Source organism: Isoptericola aurantiacus (genome assembly GCF_044769875.1).
In the GTDB taxonomy this organism is placed as follows: Bacteria; Actinomycetota; Actinomycetes; order Actinomycetales; family Cellulomonadaceae; genus Isoptericola; species Isoptericola aurantiacus.
The window spans coordinates 97,677-114,656 of record NZ_JBJBAE010000001.1; the positions used below are offsets into that span (position 1 = coordinate 97,677).

16 protein-coding genes are annotated in these 16,980 nt (G+C 73.2%); 7 read left to right on the plus strand and 9 right to left on the minus strand.

Translation table 11 applies throughout. From position 1 onward, the window contains the following. Window positions 1–11: 11 nt before the first annotated feature. Together ACIQLL_RS00360 and ACIQLL_RS00365 are read right to left on the minus strand one after the other, a co-directional pair. Window positions 12–1,394, minus strand: a complete 1,383-nt coding sequence (locus ACIQLL_RS00360; protein WP_402461695.1) for a GntP family permease — start codon at window positions 1,392–1,394, stop codon at window positions 12–14. 115 nt (window positions 1,395–1,509) lie between these two features. Continuing rightward, window positions 1,510–2,067, minus strand: coding sequence for a gluconokinase (locus ACIQLL_RS00365; protein ID WP_402461698.1), 558 nt, complete (start codon window positions 2,065–2,067; stop codon window positions 1,510–1,512). Between the two features lie 116 nt (window positions 2,068–2,183). On the opposite strand from ACIQLL_RS00365, the gene ACIQLL_RS00370 reads away from it, so the two are divergent. Together ACIQLL_RS00370 and ACIQLL_RS00375 are read left to right on the plus strand one after the other, a co-directional pair. After that, the gene (locus ACIQLL_RS00370) at window positions 2,184–2,897 is read left to right on the plus strand and encodes a FadR/GntR family transcriptional regulator (protein WP_402461701.1); all 714 of its coding nucleotides are present in this window, start codon (window positions 2,184–2,186) and stop codon (window positions 2,895–2,897) included. After that, on the plus strand, window positions 2,894–3,862 hold the full coding sequence (locus ACIQLL_RS00375) for a DUF4031 domain-containing protein (RefSeq protein ID WP_402461704.1): 969 nt from the start codon (window positions 2,894–2,896) through the stop codon (window positions 3,860–3,862). The genes ACIQLL_RS00370 and ACIQLL_RS00375 overlap by 4 nt, the downstream gene beginning before the upstream one ends. On the opposite strand, the gene ACIQLL_RS00380 is transcribed toward ACIQLL_RS00375, so the two are convergent. The 3 genes from ACIQLL_RS00380 to ACIQLL_RS00390 all read right to left on the minus strand — a co-directional run bounded on the left by ACIQLL_RS00380 (window position 3,863) and on the right by ACIQLL_RS00390 (window position 7,161). Continuing rightward, complete coding sequence (locus ACIQLL_RS00380) at window positions 3,863–5,485, minus strand: succinic semialdehyde dehydrogenase (RefSeq protein WP_402461707.1); 1,623 nt, start codon at window positions 5,483–5,485, stop codon at window positions 3,863–3,865. A 75-nt stretch (window positions 5,486–5,560) separates the two neighbouring features. Further along, window positions 5,561–6,040 (minus strand): GNAT family acetyltransferase, encoded by a 480-nt coding sequence (locus ACIQLL_RS00385; RefSeq protein WP_402461710.1) that lies wholly within the window; start codon window positions 6,038–6,040, stop codon window positions 5,561–5,563. Beyond that, window positions 6,037–7,161, minus strand: a complete 1,125-nt coding sequence (locus ACIQLL_RS00390; RefSeq protein ID WP_402461713.1) for a GuaB3 family IMP dehydrogenase-related protein — start codon at window positions 7,159–7,161, stop codon at window positions 6,037–6,039. The genes ACIQLL_RS00385 and ACIQLL_RS00390 overlap by 4 nt, the downstream gene beginning before the upstream one ends. Before the next feature lie 130 nt (window positions 7,162–7,291). On the opposite strand from ACIQLL_RS00390, the gene ACIQLL_RS00395 reads away from it, so the two are divergent. Next, window positions 7,292–8,014, plus strand: a complete 723-nt coding sequence (locus ACIQLL_RS00395) for an exonuclease domain-containing protein (RefSeq protein ID WP_402461716.1) — start codon at window positions 7,292–7,294, stop codon at window positions 8,012–8,014. A gap of 36 nt (window positions 8,015–8,050) precedes the next feature. Here ACIQLL_RS00395 and guaB read toward each other — a convergent pair whose 3' ends face one another. Together guaB and ACIQLL_RS00405 are read right to left on the minus strand one after the other, a co-directional pair. Next, a complete protein-coding gene (guaB, locus tag ACIQLL_RS00400; protein ID WP_402461719.1) occupies window positions 8,051–9,568 on the minus strand; it encodes an IMP dehydrogenase in 1,518 nt (505 codons plus the stop codon). A gap of 138 nt (window positions 9,569–9,706) precedes the next feature. Beyond that, window positions 9,707–10,828, minus strand: coding sequence for a MerR family transcriptional regulator (locus ACIQLL_RS00405; RefSeq protein WP_402461722.1), 1,122 nt, complete (start codon window positions 10,826–10,828; stop codon window positions 9,707–9,709). Between the two features lie 201 nt (window positions 10,829–11,029). On the opposite strand from ACIQLL_RS00405, the gene ACIQLL_RS00410 reads away from it, so the two are divergent. Continuing rightward, window positions 11,030–11,320 (plus strand): WhiB family transcriptional regulator, encoded by a 291-nt coding sequence (locus ACIQLL_RS00410; protein WP_402461725.1) that lies wholly within the window; start codon window positions 11,030–11,032, stop codon window positions 11,318–11,320. 124 nt (window positions 11,321–11,444) lie between these two features. Here ACIQLL_RS00410 and groES read toward each other — a convergent pair whose 3' ends face one another. Beyond that, window positions 11,445–11,741 carry a co-chaperone GroES gene (groES, locus tag ACIQLL_RS00415; RefSeq protein WP_402461728.1) on the minus strand — a complete coding sequence of 99 codons (297 nt, stop codon included), beginning with the start codon at window positions 11,739–11,741 and terminating at the stop codon, window positions 11,445–11,447. A 185-nt stretch (window positions 11,742–11,926) separates the two neighbouring features. Between groES and ACIQLL_RS00420 the strand changes: the two genes are divergently transcribed. Together ACIQLL_RS00420 and ACIQLL_RS00425 are read left to right on the plus strand one after the other, a co-directional pair. Next, the gene (locus ACIQLL_RS00420) at window positions 11,927–13,177 is read left to right on the plus strand and encodes a class I SAM-dependent methyltransferase (protein ID WP_402461731.1); all 1,251 of its coding nucleotides are present in this window, start codon (window positions 11,927–11,929) and stop codon (window positions 13,175–13,177) included. A 112-nt stretch (window positions 13,178–13,289) separates the two neighbouring features. Then, window positions 13,290–14,465 carry a glutamate--cysteine ligase gene (locus tag ACIQLL_RS00425; protein WP_402461734.1) on the plus strand — a complete coding sequence of 392 codons (1,176 nt, stop codon included), beginning with the start codon at window positions 13,290–13,292 and terminating at the stop codon, window positions 14,463–14,465. On the opposite strand, the gene tsaD is transcribed toward ACIQLL_RS00425, so the two are convergent. Then, window positions 14,455–15,513 (minus strand): tRNA (adenosine(37)-N6)-threonylcarbamoyltransferase complex transferase subunit TsaD, encoded by a 1,059-nt coding sequence (tsaD, locus tag ACIQLL_RS00430; protein WP_402461737.1) that lies wholly within the window; start codon window positions 15,511–15,513, stop codon window positions 14,455–14,457. The genes ACIQLL_RS00425 and tsaD overlap by 11 nt on opposite strands. Before the next feature lie 191 nt (window positions 15,514–15,704). Here tsaD and urtA point away from each other — a divergent pair, with 191 nt between their 5' ends. Further along, window positions 15,705–16,973 carry an urea ABC transporter substrate-binding protein gene (gene urtA / locus ACIQLL_RS00435; protein ID WP_402461740.1) on the plus strand — a complete coding sequence of 423 codons (1,269 nt, stop codon included), beginning with the start codon at window positions 15,705–15,707 and terminating at the stop codon, window positions 16,971–16,973. Window positions 16,974–16,980: the final 7 nt, after the last annotated feature.

Consider the following 16,980-nt stretch of genomic DNA (forward strand, 5'->3'; position numbering starts at 1 on the left):
GCAGCTCCGGTTCAGGCGACGGCGAACACCAGCCAGGCGATCGCGAACCCCATGACGCCGATGCCGGTCTCCATGACCGTCCAGGTCCGCAGGGTGGTGCGCACGTCCATGTCGAAGAACCGGCCGACCAGCCAGAACCCCGAGTCGTTGACGTGGCTGAGCACCACGGATCCGGCCGCGACGGCGACGACGATCGCGGCGAGCTCGACCGATCCGTAGCCCCCGGCCGCCACGGCCGGCGCGACGAGCCCGGCCGCCGTCGTCAGCGCGACCGTCGCGGAGCCCTGGGCCACGCGCAGCACGGCGGCGATGAGGAACCCGGCCACGATGACGGGCAGGCCGAGGTCGCCGAGCACGTCCGCCAGGGCGTCGCCGATCCCGGTGGCCCGCAGCACCCCGCCGAACATGCCGCCGGCTCCGGTGATGAGGATGACCGACGCGACGGGTCCGAGCGCCGAGTCCAGGGTCTTCTCCAGCGCCGTGCCCTCGATGCCGCGGCGACGACCGAGCACCCAGGCGGCCACGAGCACGGTGACGAGCAGCGCGACCGGGGTCGAACCGATCAGGCCCGCGACCGCCACCACGCCGGAGTCGGCGTCGACCCAGCCGGCGGACGCCGCGGTCTCCAGGCCGGTGTTGGCGAAGATGAGCAGCAGCGGCAGCAGCAGGATGCCGACGACCGCGCCGAAGCGGGGCGGGTTCGCGGTCTGGGCGTCGTCCGCCCGGCCGAGGATCTCGGGGACGGGGAGCTCGAACCGGCGTCCGGCGAACCGCCCGAACAGGTAGGCGGTGACGTACCACGTGGGGATCGCGGCCAGCAGCCCGACGATCAGGACGATGCCGACGTTCGCGCCCAGGAACTCCGAGGCGGCGACGGGCCCGGGGTGCGGCGGGACGAACACGTGCATCACCGAGAACGCACCGGCCACCGGCAGCCCGTAGAGGAGCACGGAGCCGCCGAGGCGCCGAGCGACGGCGAACACGATGGGCAGCATCACCACGAGCCCGGCGTCGAAGAAGATCGGGAAGCCGAACAGCAGCGACGCGATGCCGAGCGCCAACGGGGCGCGGCGTTCGCCGAACCGCGCGATGAGCACGTCGGTGAGCACGGTCGCACCGCCGCTGGTCTCGACGAGCCGGCCGAGCATCGCGCCCAGCCCGACGAGCAGCGCGACGGCGGCCAGGGTGGAGCCGAAGCCGTCCAGCAGCACGTCCACGATCCCGCCGGCGGGGAGCCCCGCGGCGACGGCGGTGAGCAGGCTGACCAGGATGAGCGCGACGAACGCGTGCAGCCTGACCTTGATGATGAGCAGCAGCAGGAGGGCGACGGCGCCGGCGGCGATGGCGAGCAGCGGCCCGGCCGTCAGGGTCTGGGTCCAGTCGTCTGGGGTCATGGTGTCCTCGTCGACAAGTCGTGGGGTGGGTCGGTCAGGTCGGACCCGTGCGGGACGGGTCCGGTCGGAAGGTGCTGGGCGAGTACGGGACGGATCGGTGCAGCCCGCCGCCGGCTCAGGTCAGGTGGAGCCGCCCGACGGCGGTGTCCACGATCTGTGCGGGGTCGGCGGTCACGTTGACGGTGATCCCGGCCTCGTCGTCCTCGAGCGGTTCGAGGGTGGCGAGCTGCGACGGCAGCAGCGAGGTGGGCATGAAGTGCCCGGACCGGCCGCCCATACGTTCGGCGAGCAGCTCGGGCGGCCCGTCGAGGTGCACGAACCGGACCTGTCCGGTGGCGGAGCGCAGCACGTCCCGGTAGGTCCGTCGGAGGGCCGAGCAGGTGACGACGCCGGGGCGGCCGGACTCGGCCTCGGCGCTGAGCCAGTCGCGGATGGCGGCGAGCCAGGGGGCGCGGTCGTCGTCGGTGAGCGCGGTGCCGGACCGCATCTTGGCGATATTGGCCTCGGAGTGGAACTGGTCGGCCTCGGCGTAGTCGACGCCGAGGCGTGCGGCCAGCAGGGTCGCGACGGTGGTCTTGCCGGAGCCGGCCACACCCATGACGACGACGTGCGTGACGGCGTCGGGGGTATGGCGGGCGGTGCCCGGCGGGTTGGCGGAGACGTCGGTGTCCATGGCTCGACTTCCGTGTCGGTGGTGTGCTTCACCCGAGCATGCATGATTGGTAGCACCTTTGGCAAGCGATTGGTGTCACCAATTGCGTGAGGTGGTGCCCTCGATAGGCTCGCCCCATGCCCCGCCCCGCTCTGCACAGCGCCGTCCTCGACGCCGTCGGGCGCTCCATCACCAGCGGCGACGTCGCCCCCGGCACACCGCTGACCCTCGAGTCCATCGGCACCCAGCACGGCGTCTCGCGCACGGTGGCCCGCGAGGTCATGCGCATGCTCGAAGGGCTGGGGCTCGTCCGGTCCCGCCGCCGGGTGGGGCTCGTGGTCCTGCCCCTGGCCGAGTGGAACGTGCTGGACCCCCGGGTCATCCGCTGGCGGCTCGCCGGCCCCGGACGCGACGACCAGCTGCGCACGCTGACCGAGCTGAGGCACGCCGTCGAACCGCTCGCCGCCGCCGGGGCCGCGCGGCACGCCGGACCCGCCGAGCGGTCCGAGCTGCTGGAGCTCGCCGCGCGGATGCGGGTGCTCGGGTCCCGCGGGGACCTCGAGGAGTTCCTCGGCCTGGACATCCGGCTGCACGAGCTCCTGCTGCGTGCCAGCGGCAACGAGATGTTCGGCGCCCTGGCCGACGTCGTCGCCGAGGTGCTCGCCGGCCGCACCCACCTGGGCCTCATGCCGGCCTCCCCCGAGCCCGAGGCGCTCGACCAGCACGAAGCCGTCGCCCGGGCCGTCGCCGACGGGGACCCCGCCGCCGCCGAGACCGCCATGTCGGCCCTGGTCGGCGAGGTCCGGCGCGCCCTCGACACCCTCGGCCCGGACCCGGCGGCCACGCCGTGAGCATCCTGATCGACCCGCCGGCCTGGCCCGCGCACGACCGCCTCTGGTCGCACCTCGTCTCCGACGCCTCCCTGCACGAGCTGCGGACCTTTGCCCGGGCGGCCGGGATCCCGGACCGCGCCCTCGACCACGACCACTACGACGTGCCCGCCGAGCGCTACGAGGGCCTCGTCGCCGCCGGAGCCCGCCCCGTCGACGGTCGCGACCTGGCCCGGCGGCTCGCCGCGTCAGGACTGCGCGTCCCCGGGCACGAACGGCGCCGGGCGAAGCGCGCCGTGCTCCTGGCGCGCTGGACCCGCCTGTGGTCCGACGACGGCGGCGCCCGCGGCGCACCCACGGCCTCGACGGCCGCCGCCCTCGCCGTCGGCGAGGACCTCGTGGACCGCTGGCGCGAGCCGCACCGGGTCTACCACTCCCGCCTGCACCTGGCGGACACGCTCGACGCGCTGGAGCTGCTCGCCGGGCCCACCGGTGCACGGCCGTCATGGCTCGCGGCCGTGGCGCTCTGGTTCCACGACGCGGTGCACGACGGCGCCACCCCGGACGACGAGGAGCGCTCGGCGGCGCTCGCCCGCGGCCTGCTCGGCGCGACGGTGGACGAGCGCGGCGGGGAGCACGGCCTCACGACCCCCGAGCTGGACGAGGTCGCGCGCCTGGTGCTGCTCACCGTCGATCACCGCCCCGAGACCGGGGACGTCACCGGCGCCCTGGTCAGCGACGCCGACCTGGCGATCCTCGGCGCGACGCCGGCCCGGTACGCCCGGTACGTGGCCCAGGTCCGGGCCGAGTACGGGCACCTGAACGACGCCGCGTTCCGCACCGGGCGCGCGGCGGTCCTCGAACGGCTGGTCGACCAGCACGCCACCCAGGGGTTGTTCCGCTCCGCCGGCGCCCGCGAGCGCTGGTCCGAGCAGGCCGGCACGAACCTGCGCGCCGAGCTCTCCCGGCTCCGCGCGGAGCGGTGATCAGGGCAGGCGGAGCCTGCGCATCACCCGCATCGCCCCGGTGAGCACCCGGCTCGGGACGTCGCCGCCCACCGCGTACAGGGTGTCCATCGACACCCCCGCGCGGAGCCCGCGCTGGGCGACGACGCTCTGCGCCTCGGTCATGGCCTCGATCGCCTCACGGCCGTGCCGGCGCCCGAGCCCGGAGGCCTTCATGCCGCCCATCGGAGCAGCGGCCGAGCCCCAGGCCTGCAGGTAGCCGTCGTTGATGACCACCGTCCCGGCCTCCACCCGGGCCGCGATCCGACGGGCGCGCGCCACGTCGGCCGACCAGATCGAGGCGTTGAGCCCGAGCTCGGTGTCGTTCATCGCGTGCACCGCTTCGTCGTCGCTGGCCACGCGGGAGACGGACACGACGGGTCCGAACGTCTCCTCGCGCAGGCAGACGGCGTCGTCGGGCAGGTGGTCCAGCACCGTGGGCGCGTAGAAGAACGGCCCGACGTCGGAACGGTGGACGGCGCCGGCCAGGGCCCGGGCCCCCTTGGCCAGGGCGTCGTCGACGTGCGCGGCCACCTTCTCGAGCTGCTGCGCCGAGACGAGCGAGCCGACGTCGGCGGTGTAGTCCAGGCCGCCGCCGAGCTTCAGCGCCCGCACGGCGGGCACGAACCGTTCGAGGAAGTCGTCGGCGATGCGTTCGTGCAGGACCAGTCGCTCGATCGACATGCACAGCTGGCCGGCGTTGGAGAAGCAGGCGCGCACCACTCCGGGGACCGCGGCGTCGAGGTCGGCGTCTGCGGCCACGTACAACGGGTTCTTGCCGCCCAGCTCGAGCGTGGCACCGATGAGGCGCTCACCCGCCTTCGCGGCGACCGTGCGGCCCGTGGCGGTGGAGCCGGTGAAGGCGATGTGGTCGACGTGCTCGACCAGCTCCGCACCGATCTGCCCGCCACCGGTCACGACGGCGAGCAGGTCGTCGGGCAGGCCGGCCTCCGCGAACAGCTCGGCGGCCCACAACGCCGACAGGCTGGTCTGCGGGTCGGGCTTGAGGACGACGGCGTTGCCGGCCAGCAGGGCCGGGATCGCCTCCGACAGGGCGAGCGTCAGGGGGAAGTTCCAAGGGGCGATCACGCCGACGACGCCCACGGGGCGGCGGTGCACGCGCACGCCGGTGAGCACGGACAGCGCACCGGGCTCGCGCCGGTCGGCCAGGTACCGCCGGCCGCGCACCACGTAGTGCCGGCACGTCTGCGCGATGTCGGCGACCTCCTCGAAGGCGCTGCGCCGCGACTTGCCGGACTCCATCTGGATCAGATCGAGGATCTCCGACTGACGTTCCAGCACGAGCACGCCGAGCCGGTCGAGGACCCTCGCCCGCTCGGCCAGGGGTGTCCCGGCCCAGTCGTGCTGGGCCGCGCGCGCCCGCTCCACGGCCGCGACGACGTCGGCGGGTGCCGAGAGCGGGACGGCGGCGAGCGGAGCGCCGGTGAACGGCAAGGTCGAGCGGTGGGTGCCGCCGTCGTGCGAGGTGACGATCCGCCGCACCAGGGGGGCGACCAGATCCGGTTCGAGGACGTAGGTGGAGGCCGGGAGCTCCGGGTCGATCACGTCGTCCAGAGCCCCGTCGCTCTCGTGCGCTGTTGCCATGGGCGACACCTTACGCGCGCCGGATGACGGGCCGGTACGGTCCGCGTCAGGATCGTGTGACGTTCGCCCAGAGCGTCACGCGTCGAGCGTGCGACCCAGGACCGTGCACTCCGAGTCCGCGTAGCCCAGCGCCTCGTAGAACCCCAGCGCGGCCGGGTTGGTCGTGCGCACCATCAGCCGGACCTTGCTCGCCCCGGCCGCGCGGAGCCACTCCTCGGCGGCAGCCACGAGCCGGCGGCCCAGGCCGGTGCCCTGCGACGACGGCGCCACGGCGACGTAGTAGAGCCACCCGCGGTGGCCCTCGTAACCGGCCATGACCGAACCGACGACGCCGGCCTCGTCGTGCGCGACGAGCACCGTGGACGTCGGGTTGCGCCGTGCCGCCGCGACGTCGGCGCGGGGGTCGTTCCACGGCCGGGTCAGGTCGCACGCCCGCCAGAGCGCCACGACCTGCTCGACGTCGGCGTCGGCGACCTCACGGATCTGCCCGCCCGGAGCCGCAGCGGTCCGCGCGGTGCCCGCCACGGGCCCGGACCGCGCCGTCGTCCCGCTCACCGCGGCTGATACGGGGACATGACGACCTCGACCCGCTGGAACTCCTTGAGGTCGGAGTAGCCGGTCGTGGCCATCGCCCGCCGCAGCGCCCCCACGAGGTTGGTGGTGCCGTCGGCCTGGCGTCCCGGCCCGAACAGGATCTCCTCCAGCGAGCCGCCTGTGCCCACCGAGACGCGCTCACCGCGCGGGAGCTGGGAGTGATGGGCCTCGGGGCCCCAGTGCCATCCCTGGCCGGGGGCCTCGGCGGCACGCGCCAGGGCGGCGCCCAGCATCACCGCGTCGGCGCCGCAGGCGACGGCCTTGACGATGTCGCCCGAGTGGCCCACCCCGCCGTCGGCGATGACGTGGACGTACCGTCCGCCCGACTCGTCCAGGTAGTCGCGGCGCGCGGCCGCGACGTCGGACACCGCCGTGGCCATGGGGGCGTGGATGCCGAGGCTGAGACGCGTGGTGTGCGCGGCCCCGCCGCCGAACCCGACGAGCACGCCCGCCGCGCCGGTGCGCATGAGGTGCAGCGCGGCGGTGTAGGTGGACGCTCCCCCGACGACGACGGGGACGTCCAGCTCGTAGATGAACCGCTTGAGGTTCAGCGGCTCGGCGTTGCCCGAGACGTGCTCCGCCGAGACGGTCGTGCCACGGATGACGAACAGGTCCACGCCGGCGTCGACCACCGTCTGGTAGTGCTCCTGGGTGCGCTGCGGGGACAGCGCCCCGGCGACGGTCACGCCCGCGGCACGGATCTCCTTGAGGCGCTGCGTGATGAGCTCGGCCTTGATCGGCTCGGCGTAGATCTCCTGCATGCGCCGCGTCGCGTCGGCGGCGGACAGCTCGCGGATCTCCGCCAGCAGCGGTTCCGGGGACTCGTAGCGCGTCCACAGACCCTCGAGGTCGAGCACGCCCAGCCCGCCCAGGTTCCCCAGGGCGACGGCCGTCTCGGGACTCATCACCGAGTCCATCGGTGCGGCGACGATCGGCAGGTCGAAGTGGTAGGCGTCGATCTGCCACCCCGTGGAGACGTCCTCCGGGTCGCGCGTGCGCCGGGACGGCACCACCGCGATGTCGTCGAAGGAGTACGCGCGGCGCCCGCGCTTGCCACGTCCGATCTCGATCTCGTTGCTCACGCGGGCCAGCCTACCGGCGCACGGTGGCGCGCACCGGACCGCTGCCCGCGGTGGACGACGGCGGTCGGCCCGGGGATGTCGGTGGCTCGTGGAATCGTCCGTCGCAGCAGACCACGAGGAAGGATCCATCATGGCGGACACGGGTTGGACGGGCGGGCCGCTGCTCGGCTTCGACACCGAGACGACGGGCGTGGACGTGCGCACCGACCGGATCGTGACCGCGGCGGTGGTGGTCCGCACGGCGACCACGACCGAGGTGCGCACCTGGCTCGTCGACCCCGGCGTGGAGATCCCCGCGGAGGCGGCCGCGATCCACGGGGTGACGACCGAGCACGCCCGTGCCCACGGCCGCGCTCCCCGCGAGGCCCTGGCCGAGATCGCCGACGTCCTGACCGAGCACGGACGCGCCGGGGTCCCCGTCGTGGCCTACAACGCCTCGTTCGACCTCACGCTGCTCGACGCCGAGCTGGCTCGGCACGGCCTGCCCACGCTGCCGGAACGCCTGGGCCGGCCCGTCGCCCCGGTGCTGGACCCGCTGGTGATCGACCGCTGGCAGGACCGCTACCGCCGGGGCAAGCGGCGGCTCGGGGACCTGTGCGACCTGTACGGCATCACCGGCGAGGGTGAGCTGCACAGCGCCGACGTCGACGTGCTGGCCACGCTCGACGTCCTGGACGCCCAGGTCCTGCGGTACCCCGAGCTGCGGTCGGTGGCCCTGGACGCCCTGCACTCGGCGCAGCGGGACGCCCACCGCAGCTGGGCGGAGAACTTCAACGCCTGGCGGCAGCGCGAGGGGCTGCCGGGTCCGGGCGCCTCGACGTCCTGGCCCGTGGAGCCGCGGCAGGCGGGCTGACGGTGCCGGTACCGGGGCGCCGGCCGCCCGGCAGCCTCAGCCCACCGCGTAGTTGGGCGCCTCGACGGTCATCTTGATGTCGTGCGGGTGGGACTCGGCCAGCGACGCGGAGGTGATCCGCACGAACCGCCCCTGCTGCTGCAGCTCGGGCACCGTGCGCGCCCCGACGTAGAACATCGTCTGGTGCAGGCCGCCGACGAGCTGGTGCGCCACGGTGGCCAGCGTGCCCTTGTAGGGCACCTGCCCCTCGACACCCTCGGGCACGATCATGTCGTCGCTGGTGACCTCGGCCTGGAAGTAGCGGTCCTTGGAGTAGGACTTCTTCCCGCGCGAGGACATGGCGCCCATGGAGCCCATCCCCCGGTAGGCCTTGAACTGCTTGCCGTTGATGAGGATGGTCTCGCCGGGCGCCTCCTCGGTTCCCGCGAGCATCGACCCGAGCATCACGGCCTCGGCACCGGCCACGATCGCCTTGCCGATCTCCCCGGAGAACTTCATGCCGCCGTCGGCGATGACCGGCACCCCGGCGGCACGAGCGGCCAGCGACGCCTCGTACACCGCGGTGATCTGCGGGACGCCGACGCCGGTGACCACGCGCGTCGTGCAGATCGAACCGGGCCCGACGCCGACCTTGATGCCGTCGGCACCGGCGTCGACGAACGACTGCGCACCCTCCTTCGTGGCGACGTTGCCGCCGATGACCTGGACGTGCCGGGTCGCCGGGTCGGACTTGAGCTTGCGCACCATGTCGACCAGCATGCGGACGTTCCCGTGCGCGGTGTCCGCGACCAGGACGTCCACGCCGGCCTCGACCAGCGTCGTCGCCCGCTCCCAGGCGTCACCGAAGTACCCGATCGCGGCCCCGACCAGGAGCCGCCCCTGGGAGTCCTTCGACGCGTCGGGGAACTGCTCCGACTTCACGAAGTCCTTGACGGTGATGAGCCCGGCGAGGTGACCGTCGTCGTCGACGAGCGGCAGACGCTCGAGCTTGTGCTTGCGCAGCAGTGCCGTGGCGTCCTCGCGCGATATCCCGGCCCGGCCGGTGATGAGGGGCTGCGGGGTCATGACCTGCGCCACGGTCGTGGTGGCCCACTGCGCCACGGGCGTGAACCGCAGGTCGCGGTTGGTCACGATGCCGACGAGCCGGCCGGCGTCGTCGAGCACGGGGAAGCCGGACACGCGGTACTCGCCGGCGCGCTGGTCGAGCTGCTCCAGCGTCGCGTCGGGACCGATGGTGACCGGGTTGGAGATGATGCCCGTCTGGGTGCGCTTGACCAGGTCCACCTGGTAGGCCTGGTCCGCGATCGACAGGTTGCGGTGCAGCACCCCGAGGCCGCCCTGACGCGCCATGGCGATCGCCATGCGCGACTCGGTGACGGTGTCCATCGCCGCCGAGACGAGCGGCACCTTGAGGGAGATCTCCCGCGTGAGGCGGGAGGTGGTGTCGATGTCCGTCGGCGCGAGGTCGGAGTACCCCGGCAGCAGCAGGACGTCGTCGTAGGTCAGGCCGAGGAATCCGAACGGGTCGTGCGCTGGCGAGGTCGTCTCCGTCATGTGCCGAGTCTACGGCGCGCGCAGCCCCGCCCCGAGGTGCGGTCCGTCACGCGACCACCCCGCCCGGCGACGTCGGAGCCGGGGCGGGGGCGGCCGCCGTGCCGGGTCGGCGACACCCCGGGGTCGGCTGCCGGACGGTCAGGACGACACGACGGCGAGCACCTCGTGCAGCAGGCCGGTGAACGACCGCACGCGCTGCACCTGCGGGGTGAGCGGGAGCTCGCTCGCGGCGTCGTCGCGCCGCAGGCCGACGAAGATCGGCAGGTCGGGGAACCCGTCGTGGACCGCGTGCACGAGGTCGAGGTCGGGCTTGCGCTGCGTCGTGGCCAGGACCATCGCGGCGGGCCGGACCATCGTGACGAGCTCGAGCGACCGGTGCGTGCTCGCGGGGCCGGTCACGATCCGGGCGGTCTTGCCCTTCGAGGTCAGCGCTGCGGCGAGCGTGTGGGCGGACAGCGGCACGGCCTCGTCCGGCGCGGCGAAGATCAGCACGATGTTGCGCATGCGGCTCGGGTGGTTCGCCGGCGGGCCACCGTTCTGCACGACCGCCTGCTCGAACGCCTCGGTGAACGCGCGCAACGCCTGCAGGGCGGCCGTGGCGAGCACGATCTCGGGCACGGCGCCCGGACCGGCGAGCACGGTGCGCTCCGCCACCCGGTTCCAGGCCGGCTCCAGCAGGTGGGCCCACCACACCGCCGGGTCGCTCCCGGCGGGGATGCGCAGCAGGTCGTCGCACCGCGCCTGGTCGTAGGACAGGGCGGCGTCGACGACGGCCGAGACCTTCCCGGAGGTGTTCTGGCCGGACGGGGACGACGGCGCGCCGGGGCGGGTGCCCTGGCCGCCGCCGGGCAGTGCTCGCAGGTGCGCCCGCGCCCCGCGCGGTCCCTCGTCGGCAGCGGCGCCGGACGACGTCGACGGATCCTGCTCGTCGTCCGGTGCGGGTTCCGGGGTGGGCGGGCCGGCCTTCTCGGCCTCGGCGAGCTCCTCGAGGTCGGCCTCGAGCGCGGCCTCGGCGGCGTCGACGGGTGCGACGCCCTCCAGCGTGAGCCGCCGCATGACGAGCAGCCGGGCGACGTCCTCCGGCGTGTACCGGCGGTGGGAGCCCGCGGTGCGGTCCGACGGGCCGAGCCCGTAGCGCCGGTCCCAGGTGCGCAGCGTCGCCGGAGCGACGCCGAGGCGCCGGGCGACGGCCGCGACGGCGAGGCCGGGGCTGGACAGGCGTGACCCACCCGATTCCTGAGCGGGTCGCGAGTTGGTCATGCCCCGATTCTGCCCAGGGCGCACCGGGCCCGCCACTGCGACCCGCGGCGCGTCAGGATCCGACGCGGGATCGTTCCCGAAAGCGCGCCACCTGCGACAACAACCGGTTCATGCCCTGGTCAACCGCCCGAGGCGACCCCCTTGCGACCAACTTCCCCCGAAGCCTTGAACAACTTCTGCACAACTTGTAGGTTGTTCGCCATGACGGAGATCTCAAGGCTTCCCGGCCCGGTGATGGAACTGTGGGAGTGGCAGTACCAGGGTTCCTGCCGCGACGCGGACGACACCCTGTTCTTCCACCCCGAGGGTGAGAGGGGTTCGACCCGCCGCCGACGGGCCGAGGCGGCCAAGGCGATCTGCCGATCCTGCCCCGTGATGATGGAGTGCCGCGAGCAGTCGCTGCGCGTCCGCGAGCCGTACGGGGTCTGGGGCGGGCTCAGCGAGGACGAGCGGTCGGCGGTCCTCGCGGGCCGCGAGCGCAAGGTCGGCTGAGCATCCAGGACACGACGAGGCCCCGCATCGATGACGATGCGGGGCCTCGTGCTCCGGGCGAGCGCCTCGTTCCTCGGCCCTCACCCTGCGCTTCGGCTTCGGTCAGCCGACGGTTCGGCTTCGGTCAGCCGACCACGACGGCGAGGATGTCGCGCGCCGAGAGGACCAGGTAGTCCTCACCGGAGTACTTGACCTCGGTGCCGCCGTACTTGCTGTAGATGACCTTGTCGCCGACCTTCACGTCGACCGGGACGCGGTTGCCCTGGTCGTCGAAACGGCCGTCGCCGACCGCCAGGACCTCGCCCTCCTGGGGCTTCTCCTTGGCGGTGTCCGGGATGACCAGGCCGGAAGCGGTCGTGGTCTCGGCCTCGACGGCCTTGACGACGATCCGGTCCTCGAGCGGCTTGATGGGGACCGACACGTCGGACCTCCTTGTTCGCGATGACTTGCTGGACTGGGACGCGCCCTGTCGCTGGCCGTCGTCGCGGGTGCCGGCTCAGCGTCGTGCGCTGGGACCAAATCTAGGCAGCCGTTAGCACTCTGACAAGTCGAGTGCCAGAGTTTCGCCGAGAGCCTGTCCCGCTCCCCGCCTGAGACGATGGCCCCATGGACGTGGCCTCCCTGACCAAGCTGCTCAGCCCCGAGGGCTGGGCGCTGCTCAACGCCCTGCCGCCCTACGACGAGTCGCAGGCGATGGCGCTGGCCACGCGGCTGCGCGACGGCGGGGTCGACCCCGACCTGGCCGCCGCCGCCCTCACCCAGTCCCGGCTGCGGGCGAAGGCGCGCACCAAGCTCGGTCCGTTCGCCGACGCCATGCTCTTCACGCCGGCCGGGCTCGAGCAGGCGACGCGGCTCGTCGTCGCCGCCCTGCACGCCCGCCGCTATCTCGCCGCCGGGGTCACGCGGGTCGCGGACCTGACGTGCGGCCTCGGTGCCGACGCCCTCGCCTTCGCCGGGGTGGGCCTCGACGTGCTGGCCACCGACGTCGACGAGGCCACCGCGGCGCTCGCCACGGTCAACCTCCGGGCCTTCCCCGAGGCCGTGGTCCGGCACGCCGACGGCCTGACGCTGGACCTCGCCGCCGAGGGCGTCGACGGCGTCTACGCCGACCCCGCCCGGCGCACGCGGGGCGGCAGGCGGGTCTTCGACCCCGCCGCCTACGCTCCCCCGCTCGACGCCGTGTGGGACCTGCGCAGCCAGGTCCCGGCGCTGGGCATCAAGGTGGGGCCCGGGATCCCCCACCACGGGTTGCCGGCGGACGCCGAGACGCAGTGGGTCTCCGTGGACGGTGACGTGGTCGAGGCCGGGCTGTGGTTCGGCCCCCTCGCCCCCGACGGCCCCGGACGGTCGGCGCTCGTGCTGCGCACCGACGACAACGGCACCCCGGCGGACGGCACCGCGACCGGCAGCGTCTCGCGCACCCTGCGCGCCGGGGACGACGCCGACCTGGTGCCCGACGTCGGTCCCGTGGGCGCCTACCTGTACGAACCGGACGGCGCCGTGGTCCGGGCCGGGCTGGTGGCGCACGCCGCCGCCGAGCTGGGCGGACGTCTCGTGGACCGCACCATCGCCTACGTGACGACGGACTCCCCCGCGCCCGCGCCGTCGTCGGGCACCGCCGCGCTGGCCACGGGCTACCGCGTGGTGGACGTCCTGCCGTTCAACCTCAAGAAGCTGAAGGCCTACCTGCGCGAACGCGACGTGGGGCGCCTGACCGTCAAGAAGCGCGGCACCGCGGTGACGCCGGAGCAGCTGCGCTCCCAGCTCGCCCTCAAGGGCGACGCCGCGGCCACGCTCGTGCTGACCCGCGTCGCGGGCCGTCAGCACGTCCTGGTCGTCGACCCCCTGCCGAGGTAGGCAACATCCCCGCGAGGTAGGCACGGAAGCGGCGAGGTAGGCACCACGCCCGACGGCACCGATCGCCCCCTCCCGGGAGCGCAGCACGCCCCAGGCGTGGAAGCATGGCGCCATGACGCTGGACTTCGCGCTGTCCCGCAGGTCGAGCGTCGGCCTGGAGTGGGAGCTCGCCCTGGTCGACGCCGACTCGGGCATCCTGCGCCAGGTGGCGCCCGCGGTGATGACCGAGCTCGGTCCCGACTCGCGGGCCCGTCACGTCAAACCCGAGTTCCTGCGCAACACCGTCGAGATCGTCTCCGACGTCAACGACACCGTCGCCGGCGCGATCGCCGACCTGCAGAGCGGCGTCGCCCGGGTCCAGGAGATCATCCGCCCCATGCGCGCCGAGCTCATGGGCGCGGGCACCCACCCGTTCGCCCCCTGGTCCCAGCAGCAGGTGACCGACAAGGAGCGCTACGCCACCGTCGTGGACCGCGCTCAGGTCTGGGGGCGCCAGCAGGTCGTCTACGGCGTCCACATGCACGTCGGCATCGAGGACCGGGACAAGGTGCTGCCGATCGTGCGCTCCCTGCTGGTCTACGTGGCCCATCTGCAGGCCCTGTCGGCGTCGTCGCCGTACTGGGACGCGGCCGACACGGGGTACGCCTCCATGCGCGCCCTGATCTTCCAGCAGCTGCCGACGGCGGGCCTGCCCTACCAGTTCACGGCCTGGGACGAGCTGGAGGGCTACGTCGCGGACATGCTCAAGACGGGCGTGATCGACGACTTCACCGAGGTGCGCTGGGACATCCGGCCGGCCCCGCACTTCGGCACCGTCGAGGTGCGGATCTGCGACGGCACCTCCAACGTCGCCGAGCTGGCCGCCCTCGGCGCGCTGGTGCACTGCCTCGTCGAGCACTTCTCCACCCTGCTCGACGAGGGCCGTGCGCTCCCGGTGATGCCGCGCTGGTACGTCCACGAGAACAAGTGGCGGGCCGCCCGCTACGGCATGGACGCCATCATCATCCTCGACGCCGACGGCAACGAGGAGCTGATCACCGACGCGCTGCCCCGCCTGCTCGACGACCTGGCGCCGGTGGCCGAACGGCTCGGCTGCGCGGCCGAGCTCGACGGGATCCGCGACATCGTGCGGCTCGGAGCCTCCTACCAGCGCCAGCGGGCGGTGTCGGCCGCGCACGGCGGCGGGCAGCGGGGGCTCGAGGCCGTCGTCGGGGCGCTGGTGGCCGAGCTGCATGCGGGCCGTCCGCTCGACCCGGCGGTGCTCGGGGCGGGATCCCCTAGACCGTGACGGTGGTCAGCGGCATCGAGGAGTCCACCCCGATGTCCAGGTCCGACGGCGGCAGCCCGGCGCGCACGACGGCGGACCCGAGCGCAGCGATCATCGCGCCGTTGTCGGTGCAGTAGCGGATCGGGGGGATGCGCAGGTCGATGCCGGCCTCGGCGCAGCGCTCGGCGGCCAGGTCACGGAGCTGGCTGTTGGCGGAGAAGCCCCCGCCGATGATCAGGGTGGAGACGTCGTGCGCCCGGCAGGCGGCGATGGTCTTGGCGGTGAGCACGTCCACGACGGCGGCGGCGAACGAGGCCGCGACGTCGGCCACGGGCACCTCCCGCCCGGCGTCCTGACACGACTCGACCCACCGCGCCACCGCCGTCTTGAGCCCGGAGAAGCTGAAGTCGTAGGCGTGCTTCTCCTGGTCCTTGCGCGCGGTGAGGCCGCGCGGGAAGCGGATCGCCTCGGGGTCGCCCTCGCGGGCCAGACGGTCGATGTGCGGGCCTCCGGGGTAAGGCAGCCCGAGCAGGCGGCCGACCTTGTCGAAGGCCTCCCCCGCCGCGTCGTCGAGCGTGGAGCCGAGCTCGGTGACCCCGGTGGCGATGTCGTCGACCAGCAGCAGCGAGCTGTGCCCGCCGGAGACGACGAGCGCCATCGACCGCTCGGTGAACGGCCCGTCCACGAGCTGGTTGACGGCGGCGTGCCCGATGATGTGGTTGACCCCGTACAACGGCTTGCCGAGGCCGATGGCGAGCGCCTTGGCCGCCGCGGCGCCGATGGTCAGCGGGCCGACGAGCCCCGGTCCGGCGGTGACGGCGATCGCGTCGACCTCGGACAGGTCGACGTCGGCCTCGCCCAGCGCGCGGCGGATCGTGGGGACCATGGCCTCGAGGTGAGCCCGGCTGGCCACCTCCGGGATGATCCCGCCGTAGCGCGCGTGGGCGTCCATGGAGCTGGCCACCGCGTCGAAGAGCAGCGTGTCGCCGCGCACGAGGGCGACGCCGGTCTCGTCGCAGGAGGTCTCGATGCCGAGCACCAGGGGTGCTCCGCCGGTCACGTCGGTCATGGGGACCATGATGGCATCGCCGTGGCCCGGCCGAGGCGAGCACGGGCATCGGCGGCGCGCTGACCTGGGTCGAAGCGGTAACACGACCGTTACGTCGTGCTGACGGCGGGGACACCTCGGCGTACTTAGGTTCATCTGAACCTAAATCCGGTCCCGGGCCCACCCGGACCCCGCCACGAACGGAGCACGTCATGCGTCTACGGACACACGCCGGCACGAGAAGTCTCGGCGTCCTCTCGCTCGCAGCACTGGCCGTCACCGCCCTGGCCGCCTGCGGCGCCCAGGTCGACTCCGTGGGCGCGGACCCCTCGGCGTCGGGCGGCGACTCCTGCGTCGACACCTCGGGCGACAGCGTCAAGATCGGCTTCCTCAACTCCCTGTCGGGGACGATGGCGATCTCCGAGCAGACCGTCCACGACTCGCTGCAGCTCGCGGCGAGCGAGATCAACGCCGACGGCGGGGTGCTCGGCAAGGAGCTCGAGATCGTCACCGAGGACGGTCAGTCCGAGCCCACCGTGTTCGCGGAGAAGGCCACCAAGCTCATCACCAGCGACTGCGTCGCCGCGGTGTTCGGCGGGTGGACGTCGGCGTCGCGCAAGGCGATGCTGCCGGTCTTCGAGTCCCAGGACTCGCTGCTGTTCTACCCGGTGCAGTACGAGGGCCTGGAGGCCTCGCCCAACATCTTCTACACGGGCGCCACCACGAACCAGCAGATCGTGCCGGCACTGGACTACCTGGCCGAGCAGGGTGTCGAGTCGCTGTTCCTCGTCGGTTCGGACTACGTGTTCCCGCGCACCGCGAACAAGATCATCAACGCCTACGCCGAGGCGCACGGCATCGAGGTCGTCGGCGAGGAGTACGCCCCGCTGGGCCACACCGACTTCTCGACGATCGTGAACAAGGTCAGGTCGGCCGACGCCGACGCGGTCTTCAACACCCTCAACGGCGACTCCAACGTGGCGTTCTTCAAGGAGTACTCCAACGCCGGGCTGAGCGCCGACGAGATGCCCGTGGTCTCGGTGTCCATCGCCGAGGAGGAGATCGGCGGCATCGGCGTCGAGAACGTCGAGGGCCAGCTCACCGCCTGGAACTACTACCAGACGGTCGACACCCCCGAGAACGCCGCCTTCGTGGAGGCGTTCAAGGCCGAGTACGGCGACGACCGCGTGACCTCCGACCCGATGGAGGCCGCCTACGACTCGCTCTACCTGTGGAAGGGCATGGTCGAGAAGGCCGAGTCGTTCGCGGTGGCGGACGTCCAGGAGGCCGCCGACGGCGTCTCGTTCGACGCCCCCGAGGGCACCGTGACGGTGAACGGGGACAACCACCACATCGCCAAGACCGCGCTCATCGGCCGCATCGGCGCCGACGGCCTCATCCACACCGAGTGGAGCTCCGACGGCCCGATCGAGCCGGACCCCTTCCTCGAGGGCTACGACTGGGCCGACGGCCTCTCCTGACCCGCAT